The organism is Ruminococcus sp., from assembly GCF_024684275.1.
Map to the genome: position 1 here is coordinate 1 of NZ_JAIKXF010000074.1, position 20,705 is coordinate 20,705.

The 20,705-nt window shown below is 40.9% G+C and carries 20 protein-coding genes, 1 tRNA gene and 1 pseudogene; 17 read left to right on the forward strand and 5 right to left on the reverse strand.

Going from position 1 to position 20,705, the window contains the following annotated elements:
- Window positions 1-794: 794 nt before the first annotated feature.
- A complete protein-coding gene (locus K5677_RS07985) occupies window positions 795-1,580 on the reverse strand; it encodes an MIP family channel protein (protein WP_296726590.1) in 786 nt (261 codons plus the stop codon).
- Window positions 1,581-1,780: 200 nt separating this feature from the next.
- Window positions 1,781-1,856 (reverse strand) — tRNA-Pro (locus K5677_RS07990).
- A gap of 291 nt (window positions 1,857-2,147) precedes the next feature.
- On the opposite strand from K5677_RS07990, the gene K5677_RS07995 reads away from it, so the two are divergent.
- The 13 genes from K5677_RS07995 (at window position 2,148) to K5677_RS08055 (ending at window position 12,186) form a co-directional block, all read left to right on the forward strand.
- A complete protein-coding gene (locus K5677_RS07995) occupies window positions 2,148-2,399 on the forward strand; it encodes a hypothetical protein (protein ID WP_296726593.1) in 252 nt (83 codons plus the stop codon).
- Between the two features lie 15 nt (window positions 2,400-2,414).
- The gene (locus K5677_RS08000) at window positions 2,415-2,693 is read left to right on the forward strand and encodes a hypothetical protein (RefSeq protein WP_296726595.1); all 279 of its coding nucleotides are present in this window, start codon (window positions 2,415-2,417) and stop codon (window positions 2,691-2,693) included.
- Between the two features lie 11 nt (window positions 2,694-2,704).
- Entirely contained in the window at window positions 2,705-3,673 is a 969-nt protein-coding gene (locus K5677_RS08005) for a dockerin type I domain-containing protein (protein ID WP_296726598.1), read from the forward strand.
- Between the two features lie 18 nt (window positions 3,674-3,691).
- A complete protein-coding gene (locus tag K5677_RS08010; RefSeq protein ID WP_296726599.1) occupies window positions 3,692-4,348 on the forward strand; it encodes a phage head-tail adapter protein in 657 nt (218 codons plus the stop codon).
- A gap of 159 nt (window positions 4,349-4,507) precedes the next feature.
- Window positions 4,508-5,764, forward strand: coding sequence for a serine hydroxymethyltransferase (glyA, locus tag K5677_RS08015; protein ID WP_296726603.1), 1,257 nt, complete (start codon window positions 4,508-4,510; stop codon window positions 5,762-5,764).
- A 69-nt stretch (window positions 5,765-5,833) separates the two neighbouring features.
- Window positions 5,834-6,184, forward strand: coding sequence for a VOC family protein (locus K5677_RS08020; RefSeq protein ID WP_296726606.1), 351 nt, complete (start codon window positions 5,834-5,836; stop codon window positions 6,182-6,184).
- 18 nt (window positions 6,185-6,202) lie between these two features.
- Complete coding sequence (locus K5677_RS08025; RefSeq protein ID WP_296726608.1) at window positions 6,203-7,477, forward strand: replication-associated recombination protein A; 1,275 nt, start codon at window positions 6,203-6,205, stop codon at window positions 7,475-7,477.
- Between the two features lie 177 nt (window positions 7,478-7,654).
- Complete coding sequence (locus K5677_RS08030) at window positions 7,655-8,098, forward strand: ACT domain-containing protein (RefSeq protein ID WP_296726611.1); 444 nt, start codon at window positions 7,655-7,657, stop codon at window positions 8,096-8,098.
- Window positions 8,099-8,116: 18 nt separating this feature from the next.
- Window positions 8,117-9,310: a homoserine dehydrogenase gene (locus tag K5677_RS08035; RefSeq protein ID WP_296726614.1), complete on the forward strand. Its 1,194-nt coding sequence runs from the start codon at window positions 8,117-8,119 to the stop codon at window positions 9,308-9,310.
- Between the two features lie 58 nt (window positions 9,311-9,368).
- Window positions 9,369-10,238 carry a hypothetical protein gene (locus K5677_RS08040; protein ID WP_296726616.1) on the forward strand — a complete coding sequence of 290 codons (870 nt, stop codon included), beginning with the start codon at window positions 9,369-9,371 and terminating at the stop codon, window positions 10,236-10,238.
- 99 nt (window positions 10,239-10,337) lie between these two features.
- The gene (locus tag K5677_RS08045; RefSeq protein ID WP_296726619.1) at window positions 10,338-10,712 is read left to right on the forward strand and encodes a GntR family transcriptional regulator; all 375 of its coding nucleotides are present in this window, start codon (window positions 10,338-10,340) and stop codon (window positions 10,710-10,712) included.
- A gap of 4 nt (window positions 10,713-10,716) precedes the next feature.
- Window positions 10,717-11,550 (forward strand): ABC transporter ATP-binding protein, encoded by an 834-nt coding sequence (locus K5677_RS08050; protein WP_296726622.1) that lies wholly within the window; start codon window positions 10,717-10,719, stop codon window positions 11,548-11,550.
- On the forward strand, window positions 11,551-12,186 hold the full coding sequence (locus tag K5677_RS08055) for an ABC-2 transporter permease (RefSeq protein WP_296726624.1): 636 nt from the start codon (window positions 11,551-11,553) through the stop codon (window positions 12,184-12,186).
- Between the two features lie 35 nt (window positions 12,187-12,221).
- On the opposite strand, the gene K5677_RS08060 is transcribed toward K5677_RS08055, so the two are convergent.
- Entirely contained in the window at window positions 12,222-13,286 is a 1,065-nt protein-coding gene (locus K5677_RS08060) for an FkbM family methyltransferase (protein WP_296726625.1), read from the reverse strand.
- Window positions 13,287-13,306: 20 nt separating this feature from the next.
- Window positions 13,307-13,729: a PH domain-containing protein gene (locus tag K5677_RS08065; RefSeq protein ID WP_296726627.1), complete on the reverse strand. Its 423-nt coding sequence runs from the start codon at window positions 13,727-13,729 to the stop codon at window positions 13,307-13,309.
- A 291-nt stretch (window positions 13,730-14,020) separates the two neighbouring features.
- Between K5677_RS08065 and rpsO the strand changes: the two genes are divergently transcribed.
- Window positions 14,021-14,287 carry a 30S ribosomal protein S15 gene (gene rpsO, locus K5677_RS08070; RefSeq protein WP_296726629.1) on the forward strand — a complete coding sequence of 89 codons (267 nt, stop codon included), beginning with the start codon at window positions 14,021-14,023 and terminating at the stop codon, window positions 14,285-14,287.
- Window positions 14,288-14,462: 175 nt separating this feature from the next.
- The gene (locus K5677_RS08075; protein WP_296726630.1) at window positions 14,463-16,577 is read left to right on the forward strand and encodes a polyribonucleotide nucleotidyltransferase; all 2,115 of its coding nucleotides are present in this window, start codon (window positions 14,463-14,465) and stop codon (window positions 16,575-16,577) included.
- A gap of 117 nt (window positions 16,578-16,694) precedes the next feature.
- On the opposite strand, the gene K5677_RS08080 is transcribed toward K5677_RS08075, so the two are convergent.
- Entirely contained in the window at window positions 16,695-18,089 is a 1,395-nt protein-coding gene (locus tag K5677_RS08080) for a recombinase family protein (RefSeq protein WP_296726635.1), read from the reverse strand.
- 43 nt (window positions 18,090-18,132) lie between these two features.
- Between K5677_RS08080 and K5677_RS08085 the strand changes: the two genes are divergently transcribed.
- A complete protein-coding gene (locus K5677_RS08085; RefSeq protein WP_296726632.1) occupies window positions 18,133-20,445 on the forward strand; it encodes a type ISP restriction/modification enzyme in 2,313 nt (770 codons plus the stop codon).
- A 51-nt stretch (window positions 20,446-20,496) separates the two neighbouring features.
- Window positions 20,497-20,705 (forward strand): annotated as a pseudogene (locus K5677_RS08090) (IS256 family transposase); the annotation flags it as partial.

The following is a 20,705-nucleotide window of genomic DNA, read 5'->3' on the forward strand; positions in this document are numbered from 1 at the left end:
TATATCTGATTGGCTTCGCCGCACATTTTCGGCTTTTTGTCAATACCTTTTTGCAAAAATTTACATTATATTCATAAAAATAGTCACAGGATCTTTGTTCACCCTGTGACTATTTTGTTTTTCCTTAGCTTAATGACATTACCCTATAAGGGGGATTTAAATTTTTACCTGTTTACGCCAGACAGCCAATTATGCAACCGCTAGGGGCGTTTTTTAAAGGTGTGCGCTCGGTCTAGCTATGAGGGTAATTTGTTTGGGTACTAGGAAGCACAGCCAACAGCTTGAAACCAGTTGAAACTATTGAAAGCTGTGGAGATCGTACCGAACTCCACAGCTTGCAACAGTTCCAACTAGTTCCAACAATAAGCTGTGCTTGTGGGACGGCGTCCCACACCCTGCTATCTTTTCTTATCTTATCTTATCCTTAAAGTGCAAGCGCGTATTTGCTTTTTTTGAGGCTGACGCCATGGGGCTATATTGTTATGCTTCGCATGGGCTTGAAGCCCCTTTACGGGGCTATCCTGTTGTTGCGTGGTGGGGTTGTTACGTCATAGCCAGACCGAGCGCAGATTATAAAGCCACTAGCGGTTGCATAAAAGGCTGTTAAGGCGTAAAGACCTTATTTATATAATAAGGCGGCAAAAAACCCTCAGATTAATCTAAGGGCTAATATGCTATCTATCTTTGATTTGGTGAAACTTTACTTTGCAATTCATTATTGTTATTATATCACTTCTACAACAAGAATTCAATATTCCATACAAAAAAGGCTCCCATATCGGGAGCCTTTAAAATTACTTTTTTTTCTTTTTATTGTTGTGATTAGCTGGCTTAGCTGTGGAAGTATTTTTGCTTGGAGCAGCAGCCTTCTCAACAGGCACAGGAGCAGCTTTTACAGCCGGCTCAAGACATTTATAAACTACAGCAGCAATTAATGCTCCGACAAATGGTCCAACTATAAATACCCAGAGATCACTGAGAGCGTCTCCTCCTGCTAAAATTGCAGGTCCGAGACTTCTTGCAGGGTTTACAGATGTACCTGTAAGTCCGATTCCGAAAATGTGAACCAGTGTTAATGTAAGTCCGATAATAAGTCCGCCAAATGAACCGTGCTTTGCGTTCTTTGAAGTAACTCCGAGAATAGTGAGTACAAATATAAATGTAAGAACTATCTCTACGATAATACCAGCTCCAGCGTTTCCGTTTACTCCTGCAAGACCGTTTGCACCGTATCCACCAGTCATATCGGTTACATTTCCGAGATCAAAGATAAGCTTTAATGTTCCGGCACCAGCAATAGCACCAAGGCACTGTGAAACTACATAACCAATAAAATCGGTAACTGTCATTCCACCGCTAATTAAAACAGCAAGAGAAACCGCAGGATTGATATGACATCCTGAGATATTTCCGACGCAATAAGCCATACCGACAATAACCAGACCGAATGCAAGAGCGGTCAGGATATATCCCCCACCATTCTTAGCGTCACAGCCAACAAGCATTGCCGTTCCACAGCCAAGAAGAACAAGTACAAAAGTACCTATAACTTCTGCCACGTATTTTTTGATTGATTCCATATAATTGCCTCCTTAACATATAAAATTATTTCGGATACACCGATAAATCAATTATATCATCATTTGTATATTTATGTCAATGATTTCTAATAAAAAATACAGATAATAATCAATACTCAAAATTATGCATATTGTAGAATTATGTATAAAAAAACCGATACTCATGTGAGTATCGGTTTTTTGGGGTATGCTGATCGCATTGGTCTGAGTGACGGGACTTGAACCCACGGCCTCTACCACCCCAAGGTAGCGCGCTACCAACTGCGCCACACCCAGACGGTTTTGTTATCACAATCAACGATATTTATTATATCACCTTTACAATATTTTGTCAAGCACTTTTTTTAAATTTTCCAAAATTTCAATGACAATTAAGTTTTACCGAAATAATCACTGCATCACTTTTTTTGCCGCGATTGTTGCTGTTTCTGAAATAATATGTTATAAGCGGCGAGCCGCCGCAGCCTTTTTCGCGTAAAAATTTTGCAGAGCAGGAAATTTTACGCCGCGCAGCTTGCTATTCCTGGAATAATATGTTATAATACTTAAAAGAAGGGAGCTGAAAGTATGCATAAAAGAATTATGAACATCCTTTTATCCTTTTTATCACTGGCGTTTTTAGCTTTTACGGCGTCTGAAAATGTCTTTGCAGCTGATGCCTCAAGCAAAACAAATACTCCCAAGGGCACTATAATATGTATAATGGTAATAACATTTATAGTTACAGCTGTTATTACAGGATTTTTCAGCTTCAGGATCAAGAAAAAGAGCATCAACAGATCAGAAAAGAATAGTTCCAAAGAAACCAAAGATCAATAAAAGGAGTCATAAAATATGGATATTGATCTTTATATTGAATTTATCTATCATGGCTTCTACCGGCTTGAGGATATTGAAGAAAGATTTGAAGAGTATCATTCCATGGCTATCAAAGCTTCATCTGAGCTTGCAGACGATGAAGTTATCCTTTTTGCGATATATGCTTTTGACGAAGAAACTCAACGATTTTTGTATGCAAATTTCATGCTTCGCAAGCTAAAGCTTGATCATTATGCAAGAGTATGTCAAAGGCTTTCAAAATTTTGCAGATTATTCTGCGTTTGGCAAGGTTAGGTGGTAATTTAATGAATATAAAGAATATTGCCTCGGCTGCATTTTCAGCTGTATTTGTTTTTGCAGCAGGATTTGCAGTATTCACAGCAGGCGGAAGTCCAACAAACATCGGCTCAAACGCCGCAGCTGCAACTACTGTAAACACATCAAAAGAAACAAAATCAACAACTGAAACTACAGTTACTACAGAGCCAACTACCGAACCTACTACACTGAAAACATATTATATCAAATTTCTTGATTTTGACGGCAATCTTATGAAAACTGTTGAAGTCGAGGAAGGTGATCCTATAAACTATAACTCTGTAGACACTTCTTCGCTGCACAAGCACTATGGAGTGAATACTGAGCAGGCCTTTTATGCATGGGATATCAATCCACAGTTTGCAGATAATGATTATACGATCCATGCTTTATCACAGACGGCTACAATAACATTCAAGAATCCGCCAAAGAAATATCGTTACTTCTCAACAAAAGGCAATGTTATACTCGACGGACTTGAAGTTTACGTAAAAAAAGCAGTTCAGAAACCTGAAAAGGACAAAAACGGCAATTATATCGTTGAGGAAAATGTAGTGGATATTTCCGCAAGCTGCAAAGCCTCCCCTTCTGCCCTTTCGGAAGCTTTTGCCAACTCTGATAAGGCTACGATAACTGTATATCCACTCGGAGACAAAAAATCTCTTTGCCAGTTTGATATCATCTGCTACAGAGACCTCGGTGATCTAAATGAGGACGGCTATATAAATGCTGTTGATGCTTCTGCGGTGCTTAATGCATATGCAAATATGGCTGCTTCAAAAAACTATACCGTTTCCGATAAATTTGTAAAGCTTGCAGATGTCAATATGGACGGCAGCGTAAACGCTCGTGATGCTTCATACATACTGAATTATTATGCTAAAACTGCTACGTCAAACGAGTTCATGGACTGGGAAAATTTCCTTGATTATGATAAGATACTCGGCACGAAATAAAAAATACAGGTGAAAGCCATGAACAAAGAATGGTCAGAGCTCAATAAAGCAATGCAAATGAAGCTCAAAAAGAAAGATTCATACATAAGCGGTATTGAAACACTTTATAAGCTCAGAGAGCAGTTGATGTATGAATTAGATTCTTTTAAAACAGAACTGTCACGCAATGGCTTCGATTCAATGCCGTTTATAAACGCAAACGGCTATCACAGTAAAAATATCGCCTATTCGCTATGGCATATATTCCGTATTGAAGATATTGTTGCTCATACTTTAATAAACAGTGATGAACAGGTGTTTTTTATCGGTGATTATCAGAAGCGTATCAACTCCCCTATCATAACAACAGGCAACGAGCTATTAAAACATGAAATATCGGAATTTTCGTCTCAGCTTAACATCGACGAACTCTATAATTATATACACGATGTAAAAGATAGTACCGAAAGTATTATTGCTGATCTCTCCTATAATATGATGAAATACAGCATATCATCTGAACGCAGAAACGCCCTTAAAGCTTCTGAATGTGTGAGCAAGAATGAAAGTGCTGTCTGGCTCATTGATTACTGGTGCAGTAAGGATATTCGCGGACTTATCCAAATGCCATTTTCTCGTCACTGGATAATGCATACCGAAGCTGCTATACGTATAAAAAATAAAATACAGAAATAAAAGAGTTCCCAAAAACAAAAAAGTTTTGGGAGCTTTCTTTATTGAATAAATAATTTTATGAATTTTTTTTATATTTCCTATTGAAATTTATAGAAATATAATGTATAATTATAAAGTAATGCATTTGCGCAAAACACTATTATTAAAGGAGTGCTTATAATGTACAACGATCTTATGGATTCAATCGGTTTCGTTAGCAGCTACGATCCTGCTGTCGGCGAAGCTATGGGCAAAGAGCTTGCTCGTCAGCAGAGAAATCTTGAGCTGATCGCAAGCGAAAATATAGTATCCCCTGCTGTTATGGCAGCTATGGGAAGTGTTCTCACTAACAAATACGCTGAGGGCTATCCGGGAAAGCGTTATTATGGCGGATGTCAGTGTGTTGACGAGGTAGAAGAAATCGCTATCGAGAGAGCCTGCAAGCTTTTCGGCGCTAAGTACGCAAACGTTCAGCCTCACTCAGGTGCTCAGGCTAATACAGCTGTTTACTTTGCTGTTCTCCAGCCCGGTGACACTGTTCTCGGTATGAGCCTTGCTGACGGCGGACACCTTACACACGGTTCACCTGTAAACCTTTCAGGTAAGTACTTCAATTTCGTTTCATACGGTCTTGATGATGAAACAGAGACTATCAACTATGACGAGCTTTACAAGCTTGCAAACAAAACAAAGCCTCGTCTTATCGTTGCCGGTGCTTCTGCATATCCCCGCGCTATCGACTTCAAGCGCCTTTCAGAGATCGCAAGAGCAGTCGGCGCACTCCTTATGGTAGATATGGCTCACATTGCAGGTCTCGTTGCAGCAGGCTGCCACGAGTCACCTGTTCCATATGCTGATATCACAACAACTACTACACATAAGACTCTCCGCGGACCAAGAGGCGGTCTTATCCTTACAAACAACGAGTTCCTCGCTAAAAAGATCAATTCTGCTATCTTCCCCGGTACACAGGGCGGTCCTCTGATGCACACTATCGCTGCTAAGGCTGTATGCTTCGGCGAAGCTCTCAAGCCTGAGTTCAAGGACTATCAGCAGAGAATAGTTAAGAATGCTAAGGCTCTTGCTGACGGACTCCTCAAGAGAGGCTTCAACCTTGTTTCAGGCGGTACAGACAACCACCTCATGCTGGTTGACCTCCGTCCCTTCAACATCACAGGCAAGGAGCTTGAGCGCAGACTCGACGAGGTTTATATCACAGTTAACAAGAACGCTATCCACAATGACCCTGAGAAGCCTTTCGTAACAAGCGGTATCAGAATCGGTACTCCTGCTGTTACAACAAGAGGTCTGGGCATCGAGGAAATGGAAAAGATCGCTGAGTACATCTACCTCTGCGCTACAGATTTCGAGAACAAGGCTGACGAGATTCGTGCAGGCGTAAATGCTATCTGCGAGAAGTTCCCACTTTACAAGTAATCAATAACTGTTAAGGGACGGACGAGCTGTCCGTCCCTATGTTTTTATAGTATAAATCAAGGTGATACAATGGAATTTCACATTAATTCGCTCTATCTTTGCGTCAAAGACATGGACAGAGTCATAAATTATTACGAGGACTTTCTCGAGCAGAAAGTCACCGAAAAGAGTGACATTTACAGTGTTTTCGATGTAAACGGTTTTCGATTGGGCTTATTTGCCTATGAAAAGAAGAATGAACTGCACACTTTCGGCAGCAACTGCCTGCCAAGTATCAGCGTTGAAAGTATTGACTGCCTGAATGAAAAGCTTAACGGAAAAGAGATATGCTTTCCTGTAACCCGTATTGGAAACAACTGGGTGGCTGAATTTGTTGATTCAGAGGGGAATCACATTGAAATCACCGCACCTGCAAAGTAAAATGAAAGGAGAAACGTTATGTCTGCACCTTTAGCCGATAAAATACGCCCGAAAACTCTTGCCGATGTGGTCGGTCAGGAGCATATTCTCGCCGAGGGTAAGCCTCTCCGCCGTATAATCGAAAGCGGAACTGTTCCGAATATGATATTTTATGGTCCGTCGGGCGTGGGTAAGACTACTGTTGCTCGCATAATCGCTGAGAATTGCGGTATGTCACTGTACAAGCTCAACGGTACCAATGCTTCACTGTCCGATATCAAGGACGTTGTTGCAGATATCGGCACATTCGGCAGCGAAAATGGTATACTGCTCTATCTTGATGAGATACAGTACCTCAACAAAAAGCAGCAGCAGAGTCTCCTTGAATATATCGAAAACGGCAATATAACTCTTATCGCTTCGACTACGGAAAATCCTTACTTTGCAGTTTATAACGCTGTTATAAGCCGAAGCACAGTGTTCGAATTCAAGCCCGTTGCCGCTGAACAGCTCATACCTGCTATAAAACGTGCATTTGGTATCATGTCCGAAGAGAATGGCTATGAAGTAGAAGCTTCCGACGATATAATCACCAAAATTGCTTACAGCTGCGGCGGTGATGTACGCAAAGCCATGAATACAGCCGAACTTGCTGTTATCTGCGGAGAGCCTTCCGACGGAAAAGTAACTATAACCGAGGACTCACTTGAAGTCCTCGCTCAAAGAAGCAATATGCGCTATGACCGCGACGGCGACCAGCATTACGATATTTTGTCGGCATTTCACAAGTCTGTGCGCGGTTCTGACGAAAACGCTGCTCTGCATTATGCGGCTCGTCTTATCGCAGCAGGTGACATCATATCATTGTGCAGAAGAATGCTTTGCATAGCCTCTGAGGACGTAGGTCTCGCCTACCCTATGGCTGTTCCTATAGTTAAGGCTTGTGTGGATTCCGCATTGCAGCTTGGACTTCCTGAAGCAAAGCTGCCTATTGCAGAAGCTATCATACTTATGGCAACTGCTCCTAAATCAAACAGCGCTTGTATGGCTATAGACGCTGCTCTTGAAGATATAAAAAGCTGTGATGCACTTGATTTCCCGAGACATTTGCAGAATGTTCACTTTGACGGCAAGGGCGCAAAAGTCGTGGGGCAGCATTACCTATATCCTCATAACTTTCCCGACCACTATGTCAAACAGCAGTATCTCCCCGACGCTATCGCTGACCATGTCTACTACCATTTTGGTGATAACAAACAGGAACAGGCTGCATACCAATACAGGAAAAAAATTCTTGAAAATCATGACAAATAGCTCTATCCGCAGTTAATACTGCGGATATTTTATTGTCAAGATACCTAATTTCATAAAATAAAACTGAAATTATTTGGTATTGACAAAATCTTAAAAAAATGTTATAGTAATTATATAAAGTACAGTTGTTCACCACTGGCGGACGATTTTTACAATATATTTCAAGGTGATTTCTTTATGGATAACAAATCACAGCTTATTGTTGCCAACGCAAAAATACTCCCGGAAGTCTTTACAAAGGTTCTTGAAGTAAAAAAGCTTATGGCGCAGAAAGGCGAGAAAAGCTTCGCTTCTGCCTGTAAGCGTATCGGCATTTCACGAAGCGCTTATTATAAGTACAAGGACAGCGTTTTCTCATATGAAGAGCTTTTTAACCGTAAGATAGTTAATATGTATCTGCTTTTGAGCGATAGTCCAGGAGTGCTTTCAAGCGCACTTGTTTTTCTTCATGATCTGAATGCAAATATACTTACCGTTAATCAGAGTATCCCTGTTGACGGAGCTGCTGCGGTAAATATTTCACTCAGACTCACCGGCGAATCCAATGACGAACTCGCCAAACTTAATTCAATTACTGAACTCGACGGAGTTTTAGAAGTCAAGATACTCTCAGCCGAGTAAATTACGGAGGTTTATTTTATGTCAGCAAAATTTGCAGTTTTAGGTCATGGTGTAGTAGGTTCGGGCGTTGTAGAGCTCTTTTATAAGAATAAAAAGAGCATTGAAAAACACGCAGGAACTGAAATGGATATCAAATATATCCTTGATCTCAGGGATTTCCCTGATTCCCCTTACGCTGACAAGTTTACCAAAAACTTTGATGTTATACTTAATGATGATGAAGTAGTTTCTGTTGCAGAATGCATGGGAGGCGTTGAGCCTGCTTTTACTTTTGTAAAGGCTTGTCTCGAAAAAGGCAAGAGTGTATCGACCTCAAATAAGGAACTTGTCGCTGAGAAAGGCGATATTCTCCTTCAGACAGCTAAAGCTCATAACTGCAACTTCTTCTTTGAGGCAAGTGTTGGCGGTGCTATTCCGATAATCCGTCCGCTCCACAGATGTCTTGCTGCTAATGATATCACTAAAGTCGCAGGTATCCTCAATGGCACAACAAATTTCATTCTCACAAAAATGTACAATGATAATATGCCTTTTGCTGAGGCTCTCAAACTGGCACAGGAGCTCGGCTATGCAGAAAAAGATCCTACAGCTGATATTGAGGGACATGACGCCTGCCGAAAGATATGTATTATTTCTTCACTTGTTTTCGGCAAGCACGTCTATCCTAAGAGTGTTTACACAAAGGGCATAACTGAAATACAGCTTAGCGATGTCGAGGCTTCTGATGTTCTCGGATATGCAATCAAGCTTATTGCCTGCGTTTCAAAGCAGGATAACGGCAAGATACTCCCATCTGTTATGCCTATGCTGGTATCATATGACAGTATTATGTCAGGCGTAAACGATGTTTTTAACGCTGTTCTTGTTTACGGCGACGGTATTGATCAGACAATGTTCTATGGCAGAGGCGCCGGTAAACTGCCTACCGCAAGTGCAGTTATGGGAGATGTTATTGAGGCTGTAAAGCACAATGTAACTGTATTCTCACAGTCATGGGAGTCTTCTGCTGACAACTCATTTGTTGAAACCATTGATAACTTCACTTCACGCTGGTATTTCCGCGTTCCAAGCGGCTCTGATATGGGTGGTGTTGAGGTTTACAACAGTGAGAACGGTCTTTCATATGTAACAACGGAAAAACTTACATTTACAGAAGCAAAGGCTAAAGCTGCCGAGCTTAATGCTCTCGCTTATCTGCCTGTACTTGAATAACAGCATAATTACTGATACTTCCGATAACCTTCGGAAGTATCTTTTTTAGGAGAAGAAAATGTCTTACCTTATATCAGACAAGTATAAAGAATGGGAAAAGCTATGTGATGAACGCTTCATAAGGCTTAAACAGAATGAGGAAAAACTGAACGGCTTTTTTATCGACCTGTATGATATCTCTGACGAGCTTCAGCCTCAGGAAGCTGACTCGGATATTACTATCAGACGAGCAGACCTTCAGAGAGAGATAAAAAGCCTTATCAGCTATGCTGTAGGCTGCATATTCGGTCGCTACTCCCTTGACCGAGAAGGTCTTTGCTTTGCAGGCGGCAAATGGGACAGCTCTGCATATAAAACCATTATTCCATGCAACGACAATATTATGACGTTAAATAAGATAAACTACGGCATGACAGCTGCTATAATTGATTTTATAGAAAAAGTCTACGGCAGCGATACTCTTGAGGAAAATCTTGATTTTATCGCTAAAGTTCTTGGCGGCTGCTATGACTCACGTAAAACTATCCATGATTATCTGCAAAAGAGCTTCTTTGCCGACCACTCAAAAATATACAAAAAACGACCTATCTACTGGCAATTCACTTCCGGCAGAAAAGGCGCCTTTCGAGCTTTGATGTACATTCATCGCTATGATGAAAACCTGCTCTCTGTTCTTGAAAAAAAATATGCTCTCCCCTATTATGATGAGCTGAAAGACGAACTTCACAGACTCAATAAAGGTTTTATTTCCGCGCCCAAAAATGAAAAGCCTAAACTCCGCCGTGATATATCACGTATTCAGGCTCTGCTGCTTGAAATGGAAGGTTTTCTTCAAAGGCTTCATCAAATGTCTGACCCCCCCATATATCTTGACCTTGATGACGGTGTAAAGGTAAACTATGAAAAACTGAAATCTATTCTTGTTTAAAAAAATCTCCCTCCGGGAGAATTTTTTTTTGAAAAAGTACTTGACAAATCCGTTACATCTGTGTATACTGTATATATACAGTACGAAAGGAGTGTACAGATGAACATCTTTATCGACAATAGAAGCGGTGCACCGATCTACGATCAGATCTATAGTCAGATAAAAAATCAGATAATCAATGGAACGCTTGTCGCAAACGAGCCGCTTCCTTCCATAAGGAATCTGGCAAAAGACCTGCGTATAAGCGTTGTCACTACAAAAAGAGCTTATGACGAGCTTGAACGCGAAGGCTTTATCTATACCTTGCCTGCAAAAGGATGTTTCGTTGCAGCTCAGAATATAGAGCTGCTCAAGGAGCATAATCTGAAAAAAATCGAAGAGCATATTATGGAAATCAAAAATCTCGCAGTTGCCTGTCAGCTGTCAAAAAATGATATAATAGATATAATTGATATAGTCTATGAACAGGAGTGATCTTATGAACGCTATTGAAGTAAAAAATCTCACAAAGAACTATAAAGGTTTTACCCTTGATAATGTTTCCTTTGAACTTCCCAGCGGTTGTATAATGGGATTGATCGGTGAAAACGGAGCAGGAAAAAGCACAACTATACGTTCTATACTTGGTATGGCAAAGCCTGACAATGGAAGTATAAATGTTCTCGGACAGACAATTTCAGCTCATCTAAAAGATGATATCGGCGTTGTACTTGACGAAGTTGGTATCCCTGCCTCGCTAAATATCAAGGACATAAACAAGATAATGAAAAAAATGTTTAAAAACTGGGACGAAAAAGTATTCTTTGGCTATATTGATTCATTTTCACTTCCAAAGGATAAGAAATTCAATGACTTTTCAAAGGGTATGAAAATGAAGCTTGGGATCGCTATTGCACTTTCTCACCACGCAAAGCTTCTTATACTTGATGAGCCTACAAGCGGTCTTGATCCGCTTGTCAGAGATGAAATAATCGATATTCTCAATGATTTCACGAGAGCCGAAGATCATTCTATCCTAATTTCATCTCATATAGTAAGTGATCTTGAAAAGCTATGTGATTACATTGCTTTTATGCACAACGGCAAGCTCATGCTTTTTGAGGAAAAAGATGCACTGCTTGATAAATACCGCTTCATTAATCTTACCGAGCAGCAGCTTTCAGAACTCGATCCAACTTCAATCAAGGGCAAAAAAATAGGTAAATTTGGTGTTGAAGCTATCGTAGATATTGATAAAACACCTTCAACTTTCAATTCAGCACCTGTTACAATAGAAGATCTTTTCGTATTCATGGCTAAGGAGGAAAAGTAAATGAAAGGCTTACTTATAAAAGAATTGATCACAAACATAAAAACCAACAAACTATCCCTATTGATCATACCTGCTTTTGCCATTTTTGGCATACTCAATGAGCAGAATATGTTCCTTATGATAATACCTATGCTGCTTTCAATGCTTCCTCTTGGTCAGATGTCATATGATGAAATGAGCCACTGGAACCAATATGTTTACTGTATGCCTGTAAGCAAAAAGGCGATCGTGTCATCAAAGTATATCTCTGTATTAATAATGGCTGTCTTTTCAGCATTATTCGTCGGTATAATAATTCTGTTCGTTAATCATAAATCGCCATCTGTTTACAACGAAATGCTTCTTATGTCAGTGATCGCGTTTTTAACAGGCGCACTTGTACCATGCATCTCACTGCCTATAAATTATAAATTCGGCACAACAAAAGGCAGAATAATTTATCTCATAATCGTTGGTCTTTTCTGTGGAATAGTACCGGGAGTGATGCTCTCCAATTCAAAAAAAATAACTGAAAAAGCGATGAACCTTTTGAGCAGCCCTGCATTATTCTGCGCATTATCAGTTGGTGTATTGGCAGTAATGCTCTTTATATCATGGTTGCTATCTGTTAAAATATATGAATCTAAAGAGATATAAACAAAAAGCGATAGATGTTGGTCTATCGCTTTTTATTATACTGTTGCGTAAAGATTTGTTTCCCATGCCGGGATATAAAGCTGATGTCTTATATACAGCTTATATGAAGGATTGAGCTTCTTTATGAGCAATGGAAGTTCAAATATATCCTCGTTTCTGTGGTACAGCGAAACCATCATTTTAGGAGCATATCGAGAGATGGTTCTTGCTGCTCCCCATATAGCTTCACGTTCAAAACCTTCAACGTCCATTTTTATGATCGTTGCAGGTTTCTTGGAAAGGATACTGTCAACAGACAGTGCACCTATCATATTCTCGGACTCTGCTGTAATAGCAGACTGCCTTCCGGCCTTTGCAGCGAAAGGGAGTTCCGTATCTATGCACCAAGCAGCAGAATTAAATGCGTAAACATGAGGCATACCATCTATGAATTTTGCCAGTTTCTTAAAATTCTTCTTATCCGGCTCAAGAGCGTATATTGACGTATATCTGCCCTGAGTGAACTCTAAAAGCTCCTTGATCGTATCTCCGTTGTATGCACCGAGATCAACATATATCTCATTCATATTCGGCTTTATTATTCTTCTGTATATATCGGCTTTAGCAGTAGTAACAGCCGAAAGATAATCTATCTTGCCGCTTATCTTAAAGTTGATGATATTGGCATATACCTTGCGGGAATAGTCATCAGCAAGGCTGTCATAGACCTGCTGTATCTTTTCCTCATTCTCCATGCAGTACTCATAGGTAAATAAGCCTCTTCCCACTACGGGAACATCGGGTACATAAAGAGTATGCCTGGAAGCTATCTCCTTGACTTTGTCAACTATCTCCTGATAGCCTGCCGCAAAGGCAAGAACCACAACAAAATCGTCGACTGCTTCCTCAATCTCAGAAAGCTTATGAACTCTATACCCCTCAAAAGAGTGGCCGCGTACAAAATCATCACTGGCGAAGATACCTGCTACCGTTATATGCTTATCACGGAAAACGGACATTATTTTTAATGCACCGTCACCCATTCCATAGATGAATATGGGACGTTCTTCCGCCTTGAGCTTGTCCCAGCTGGATTGTTTTTCAGTTATAAACGAGAGCATTGTCCCTATCACCTCTTTAATCAATAATCCCCGTCATGATACTGTGCATCATCAAAATCATCATCATGATCGTGATGTGCGTGCATACTCATCATGTCTCTTCCTCTGATACCATACTTGTCACGCATGGTATTGAGATATTTATCAATAAGCTCAGAGACCTTTCTGACATTCTTGACACAGTGAACTTCTTTTGACGGAGTATCGGCATCACGACTATAGATTATTATAGTTCCACAATTAAACAAGCGCTGAAAAAAAGGATATTTTACCTTTTTATCCGTTATCTTGTAAAGATCTATCTCGTCCTCGTCGATATTAAGGAATCCAGTTCTTGTAATGAACTTGGATTCTGTAAGATAGTAACGTGTGAATGTAAGAGGCAGTCCGAATAGTGAACGTTTTTTATCTGTCCATACATAATCAAATGCATTTTTTTTCATAGAATGATCCTCCAATCCTTATCTGACAGACCTTTGTATTACTATTTTAACACATATTGCGGCGATAGTCAACTATCTTACCTTATAAAACTATATTTGCAACAAATTGATGAAGCTATATATATTTCTTTTGCACAAAAGAATCTTATTTTTTTCGCAAAAATCGAAAAAAACTCTTTACAAATTCTTTTTTATGTGGTATAATATTATCACCGTGTACTTGGTTCGGGGCATGACCTCGATTTTCACCCCCCACTGAGTTGACGGAATATTTATTAAGAGGTGCTTCAAATGTTATTGAAGGATGAAAAGACAGCCGTTATCGAGGCTAACAGAACACACGAAAATGACACAGGTTCTCCTGAGGTTCAGATCGCTATTCTCACAAGAAGAATCAACGATCTTACAAACCACCTCAAGACACACAAGAACGACCATCACTCAAGAAGAGGTCTTCTCAAGATGGTTGGTCACAGACGTAACCTTCTCGGATATCTCAAGAAAAAGGATATCGAAAGATACCGTGCTATCGTTGAGAAGCTCGGTCTCCGTAAGTAATTACAAATGCAAAAGAAGGCAGTGGGGTTCTATGCCCTTCTGCCTTTACGTCTATCAGAGTGCAGGGATTAGAAGTCAGAGGTAAAGGCTATGAAGCTGATATATCGTACTTTTACCTCTAACTTCTAAAAGCTCTCCTCTGATAAATATTATAAAAATTGGAGGCATATTAAAGATGTTTGAAAACTACAGAACCTTTGAAACGACTTATGCAGGCAGACCTCTCGTTGTTGAGACAGGCAAGACCTGCGGCCTTTCCAACGGCTCATGCTGGGTAAGATACGGCGAGACTGTTGTAATGGCAAACGTTACTGCAAGCGCAAAGCCAAGAGAAGGTGTTGACTTCTTCCCTCTTTCTGTTGACTATGAGGAGAGACTTTACTCAGTAGGCAGAATCCCAGGTTCATTCACAAAGCGTGAGGGCAAGCCTTCCGAAAAGGCAATCCTTACTTCACGCTGTGTTGACAGACCTATCCGCCCGCTGTTCCCTAAGGACATGAGAAATGACGTTTCCGTTGTTATGACTGTACTTGCTGTAGAGCCTGACAACTCACCTGAGATCGCAGGTATGATCGCAACTTCTATTGCTATATCTATTTCCGATATTCCGTGGAATGGTCCTATTGCCGGTATAAACGTTGGTCTTGTTGACGGAGAGATCGTTCTTAATCCTACTCTCGAGCAGAGAGCTAAGACTGACCTTACACTTACTGTTGCAGGTACTGCTGAAAAGATCGTTATGATCGAGGCTGGTGCTAATGAAGTTCCCGAGGATACAATGCTCGAAGCTATCCTCAAGGGACATGAAGAGATCAAGAAAATGGTCGCTTTCATCAGCGATATACGTGCACAGATCGGTAAGCCAAAGTTTACATTTGAGTCAATGGAAGTTGATCACGATATGTTCGACGCTATCGAGGCATTTGCCGCTGACCGCGTAAAGTTTGCTCTCGATACAAACGACAAGAATGTTCGTGATGAAAGACTTGCTCCTATCATTGATGATATCCATGCTAATTTTGATGAAAAGTATCCTGAGCAGATCGCTATGATAGATGAGTGCATCTACAAGCTCCAGAAGAAGATAGTACGTGCATGGCTCTATGAAGGCAAGCGCGTTGACGGACGTGGTATAGACGAGATACGTCCTCTTGCAGCTGAAGTCGGCGTTCTTCCGAGAGTACACGGTTCGGGTCTCTTCACAAGAGGTCAGACACAGGTACTTACTATTGCTACACTCGGTCCTGTAAGCGATGCTCAGAAGATAGACGGTCTCGATGAAGAAGACTCAAAGAGATATATGCACCAGTACAACTTTCCAAGCTATTCAGTTGGTGAAACAAAGCCAAGCAGAGGTCCCGGAAGACGTGAGATCGGTCATGGTGCTCTTGCTGAAAGAGCACTTGCTCCTGTGATCCCACCTGTTGAGGAATTCCCATACGCACTGAGACTGGTTTCAGAAGTTCTCTCATCTAACGGTTCAACATCACAGGGCTCTATCTGCGGCTCTACTCTTGCTCTTATGGATGCAGGCGTACCGATAAAGGCTCCTGTTGCAGGTATCTCATGCGGACTCATCACACTTCCGGACAGTGATGATTTCATGACTATGGTCGATATCCAAGGTCTTGAGGACTTCTTCGGCGATATGGACTTCAAGGTTGGCGGTACTCATAAGGGTATCACAGCTATCCAGGTGGATATCAAGGTAGACGGGCTTACTCCTGCTATTATCAAGGAAGCTTTTGAGAAGACAAGAAAGGCTCGTCTCTATATCCTCGATGAGATCATGCTCAAGGCTATCCCAGAGAGCAGACCTACGGTTAATAAGTACGCTCCTAAGATGCTCCAGACAAAGATACCTGTTGACAAGATCCGAGAGGTCATCGGTCAGGGTGGTAAGGTTATCCAGAAGATATCCGCAGACTGTGATGTTAAAATTGATATCAGCGATGACGGTAACGTATTCATCAGCGGTATTGACGGAGATAATGCAAACAAGGCGCTCCAGATAATCCATACAATTGCTAATGATCCCGAGGTAGGCGCTATCTACAAGGGTAAGGTAGTAAGAATTATGGACTTCGGTGCATTCGTTGAGATAGCTCCCGGTAAGGACGGACTTGTTCACATCTCTAAGCTTGACAAGCAGAGAGTTGAAAAGGTTGAGGACGTTGTTTCTATCGGTGACGAGATCGTTGTTAAGGTTACAGAGATCGACCGTCAGGGCAGAATCAATCTCTCACGCAAGGACGCTCTTGCAGATATTGAAGCTAAGAAAAATAACTAAGTATATAAAAGCTCCATGTGACATCACATGGAGCTTTTTACATAAAAAAGGCGGTTTTAGGGCGGCGCACATAAAGCAGTATATGTGATTTGAAGATAAGGTTGCGTAACATCGCGGTTACGCAGCCTTTTTCTTTTTGTCGTATTCTCTGCTGTCAGCAATAGCCGTAGCTACAGCAACACTAAATCTGAAGTGTATCTCGATCTGCTGAGCGTGATGCCCATCACTCTTATCAGGAGCATAAACGACTATCTTCTCGATAAGCTCATGCATGATCTCAGGAGTAAGCTCAGTGATATGCTCGTACTTCTGCACTACCTTTATAAATGAGTTCACATCAGCACATTTCTGCTCCGCTGTTTCAATAAAAGCGGAAAGCTCTGTAACTTTGTCTTTCAGCTTCTTCTGTTCATCCTCATATCCTGCGGACAATACTGCAAAGCGCTCGTCAGAAATCTTACCTGAGATATTGTCCTCATAGAGCCTTGCAAATAGCCTGTCAAGTTCAGCAATGCGCTTTTTAGCCTGATTGAGAGCTTTCTTTGCCTTGAAAACATCTGAAGAATGCTTTGATGCTGAATTGTCCATAGCTGTCTGAACAAATTCTGCTTCATTGTCCTTGACATTATCAAGAAGCTTGTTCAACGCATTCAAAACTAACTCTTTCAACACCACAGTCCTGATGTAATGAGCAGAACAGCTATCCTTATCGTTCGAGTGCGTGGAGCATTTCAGATGCTCCTGATCTTCGTCAAGGCTTTTGGAACGGCATAAATACAGCTTCTTCCCACAATCAGCACAGTAACAGATGCCCGAAAACGGATTTACAGTCTCCTGCTTCTGATTTCTACGCTTATTCTTACGCATCTCCTGAACAAGATCAAACTCCTGCTGAGTAACGATAGGCTCATGAGTATTCTCAAAGATGAGCCAGTCCTCTTTCGGATTTTCGATCTTACACTTGTTCTTGTAGGACTTGCGGCGTGTACGGAAGTTCACCGTATGACCGATGTATTCGGGGTGCTCTAAAATGTCAATGACAGTTTCAGTACACCAGCGGTCAAGCCTTGAATTCTTGTTAGCCGGGTTTCTTCCCTGCGATATTGCATAAGCTGTGGGATTGGGAATACCTTCCTCTGTCAGCTTACGGGCAATCTGAGTCGGACCGTAGCCGCTGATACAGAGCTTGTATATTTTGCGGACAACCGCTGCAGGCTCATCATCAATGATCCACTTGTGCTTATCTTCCTCAGATGCCTTGTACCCGTAAATAGGCAGAGAAAGCGGTTTGCCCGACTGCCCCTTTGCCTTGAATACAGCACGAATCTTCTTCGACGTATCCCTGGCGTACCAGTCATTAAAAATGTTCTTGAAAGCCATCAGCTCATTCTCGCTCTTGAGAGTATCCACGTTATCATTTATAGCAATATAGCGGACATCATAATCAGGGAAAATAATCTCGATGTATTCTCCTGTTTTCAGGTAATCACGACCGAGGCTCATCAAAGGCAGTGAGCGGCATCTGACCTTTGATGAGCTGGAAGTCGCAAATGTTGTGGAGATACTCACGCACACCAATACCGACCTTATCCTGAAAGACTTCAACCGTCAGACGGGCGGCGGACGTGAAGACCCTGTTATCCATTTCTATGAGGAATTTCTGACCGCCTACGACAAAGCACAGAAGGTGCAGAGAGGCGTTTACTATACTCCTCAGCCTGTTGTCAATTTCATTGTCAGGGCGGTTGACAGTATTCTGAAAACGGAGTTCGGACTTGCAGACGGTCTGGCATCGGAAGAAACCAAGACCGTGAAATATATGCGTGAAAAGATCAGAGGTCAGGGCATGACCGAGGACACAAAGGAAGTGTCTGCGGTTCAGATACTCGATCCCGCAACAGGAACGGGAACATTCCTGCGTCAGACCATTCTGCAAATATATGATAATTTCAGAGCAAAGCATAGCGGTGAGAGTGAAGCACAGATCAAAAAGGCATGGAACGAGTATGTGCCGAAGCACCTGCTGCCCCGTCTGAATGGTTTTGAGCTGATGATGGCTCCCTATGCCGTAGCTCACATGAAGCTCGCTATGGTGCTGAAAGATACGGGATATGATTTTGGCGGCGACCACCGTCTGAATGTATTCCTGACAAATTCGCTGGAAGAAGCGGGCAAGGACGATTTTCAGATGACGCTGTTTGATAATGATCCGCTGGCGTTTGAGTCTATTGAGGCGAATCAGGCGAAGAAGAATAACGGCATTAATGTGATTATTGGTAATCCGCCTTATAGTAGCAGTAGTAGCAATAAAGGTGAATGGATTCAAAATCTAATTTCAGAGTATAAAAAAGGGCTCACTGAAAGAAAATATAATCTTGATGATGATTATATAAAATTCATTCGTTTAGGCGAATATTTTCTTGAAAATAGTGAAAACGGCATTTTGGCATATATTTCCAATAATGGATTTCTTGATGGTGTAACATATAGAGTAATGCGTGAACATATACTCAACTTGTTTGATACAATTTATATTATCAATCTACATGGTAATATTAAAAAGAAAGAATGTGCTGATGACGGTGGAAAGGATGAAAATGTTTTTGATATTCAGCAGGGCGTTAGTATTGGAATATTTGTAAAAAATAAAGGACATGATAAATCAACTAAAGTGTACTATATGGACATAAAAGGTGAAAGAGATCATAAATACAAGTTATTAAACAACTTACATATCAATGATGTTAATCATGAACTTAAACCTTTTAGCCCTAATTTCTTTTTCGTAAAAAAAGATTTTAATAATAAGGAAATATATGAAAAAGGAATAAAATTAGACGAATTATTCCCTTTATATAATTCTGGTGTACAATCAAAACGTGATAAATTAACAATATCATTTAATGAACAACAAGTAAATTCCATAATTGACGATATGCAAACATTGCCAGCAGAAGAATTGCGATATAAATATGAATTGCCAGCCGATGGCAGAGATTGGAAGATTATATGGGCAAAAGAAGATATCATAAATCATAATCCGCAAATAATTAAGTTCTTATATCGCCCATTCGATTGGCGATATACAGCTTATACAGGTTACTCGAAAGGATTTCTTGCGTACCCAAGAGATAAAGTTTTTAAATATTTTATTGAATCAGAAAACATATCAATTATTACAGTGCATTTTCAAACAACATTTTCATTTCAGCACGCAATGGTCTCACAATATGTTTCAGATTTAAATTCAATATCTATGCAAACTGGAGAGCAATCGTTTGTTTTTCCGTTATACACATTTGATTATGAGTATAATGCCAAAAGTGTTAATATACAATATGATTTAGCAACAAAACTATTATTGCCAATTGGTATTAAATACAATGATGAGATGGCTTTACAGCTTTTCGACTATATTTATGCTATTCTTTACTCTCCAAAATATCGTGAGAAGTATAAGGAGTTCCTGAAAATCGACTTTCCCCGTGTGCCGTACCCGACAGACCAAGATACATTCTGGAAACTGGTTGAGATCGGCGGAAAGCTGAGAGAATGCCACCTGATGCAGACCGAGTTTGATACCGCAGCTTACAGCTTCATCGGTGACGGCACAAACGAGGTCGTCAAGCCCGAATACAAGAACGGCAGGGTGTACATCAGCAAGACACAGTATTTCGATAACGTACCGCAGGCACAGTGGGAGCAGTACATAGGCGGTTATCAGCCGTTACAGAAATGGCTCAAAGATCGCAAGAAAACAATGCTCTCCGCCGAAGACATCGAGCATTACAAGAAGATCATCGCAGCCCTCAAGCTCACCGAGGAGCTTATGGCGGAGATAGATGAGTCTATCCTAAAATTTGTGTAAACCTCCAAAGTAGTGTATAATAGAAGAGACACTACTTCGGAGGTTTTAATTATGAGCAGAAGGCGAAGAAACGAAACAGAAGAGCAGCGTGCAAGAAGAGAGCTGATAAGCGATTTTCTGTCGGCAGCGAATATCCAGAGCATGGATGATATTCAGGAACTATTCAAGGAAGCACTTGCCGGATTTATGGAAGGGAGCCTTGAATCAGAGCTTGATTCCGAACTCGGATATGAACCATACGACGTTAAGAACAAGGAAAC

Excerpts from the sequence above, each read along its gene's own strand:
- K5677_RS07985 (WP_296726590.1), bottom strand. The coding sequence starts at position 1,580 with ATGGAATCAATCAAAAAATACGTGGCAGAAGTTATAGGTACTTTTGTA.
- K5677_RS07995 (WP_296726593.1), top strand. The coding sequence starts at position 2,148 with ATGCATAAAAGAATTATGAACATCCTTTTATCCTTTTTATCACTGGCG.
- K5677_RS08000 (WP_296726595.1), top strand. The coding sequence starts at position 2,415 with ATGGATATTGATCTTTATATTGAATTTATCTATCATGGCTTCTACCGG.
- K5677_RS08005 (WP_296726598.1), top strand. The coding sequence starts at position 2,705 with ATGAATATAAAGAATATTGCCTCGGCTGCATTTTCAGCTGTATTTGTT.
- K5677_RS08010 (WP_296726599.1), top strand. The coding sequence starts at position 3,692 with ATGAACAAAGAATGGTCAGAGCTCAATAAAGCAATGCAAATGAAGCTC.
- glyA (WP_296726603.1), top strand. The coding sequence starts at position 4,508 with ATGTACAACGATCTTATGGATTCAATCGGTTTCGTTAGCAGCTACGAT.
- K5677_RS08020 (WP_296726606.1), top strand. The coding sequence starts at position 5,834 with ATGGAATTTCACATTAATTCGCTCTATCTTTGCGTCAAAGACATGGAC.
- K5677_RS08025 (WP_296726608.1), top strand. The coding sequence starts at position 6,203 with ATGTCTGCACCTTTAGCCGATAAAATACGCCCGAAAACTCTTGCCGAT.
- K5677_RS08030 (WP_296726611.1), top strand. The coding sequence starts at position 7,655 with ATGGATAACAAATCACAGCTTATTGTTGCCAACGCAAAAATACTCCCG.
- K5677_RS08035 (WP_296726614.1), top strand. The coding sequence starts at position 8,117 with ATGTCAGCAAAATTTGCAGTTTTAGGTCATGGTGTAGTAGGTTCGGGC.
- K5677_RS08040 (WP_296726616.1), top strand. The coding sequence starts at position 9,369 with ATGTCTTACCTTATATCAGACAAGTATAAAGAATGGGAAAAGCTATGT.
- K5677_RS08045 (WP_296726619.1), top strand. The coding sequence starts at position 10,338 with ATGAACATCTTTATCGACAATAGAAGCGGTGCACCGATCTACGATCAG.
- K5677_RS08050 (WP_296726622.1), top strand. The coding sequence starts at position 10,717 with ATGAACGCTATTGAAGTAAAAAATCTCACAAAGAACTATAAAGGTTTT.
- K5677_RS08055 (WP_296726624.1), top strand. The coding sequence starts at position 11,551 with ATGAAAGGCTTACTTATAAAAGAATTGATCACAAACATAAAAACCAAC.
- K5677_RS08060 (WP_296726625.1), bottom strand. The coding sequence starts at position 13,286 with ATGCTCTCGTTTATAACTGAAAAACAATCCAGCTGGGACAAGCTCAAG.
- K5677_RS08065 (WP_296726627.1), bottom strand. The coding sequence starts at position 13,729 with ATGAAAAAAAATGCATTTGATTATGTATGGACAGATAAAAAACGTTCA.
- rpsO (WP_296726629.1), top strand. The coding sequence starts at position 14,021 with ATGTTATTGAAGGATGAAAAGACAGCCGTTATCGAGGCTAACAGAACA.
- K5677_RS08075 (WP_296726630.1), top strand. The coding sequence starts at position 14,463 with ATGTTTGAAAACTACAGAACCTTTGAAACGACTTATGCAGGCAGACCT.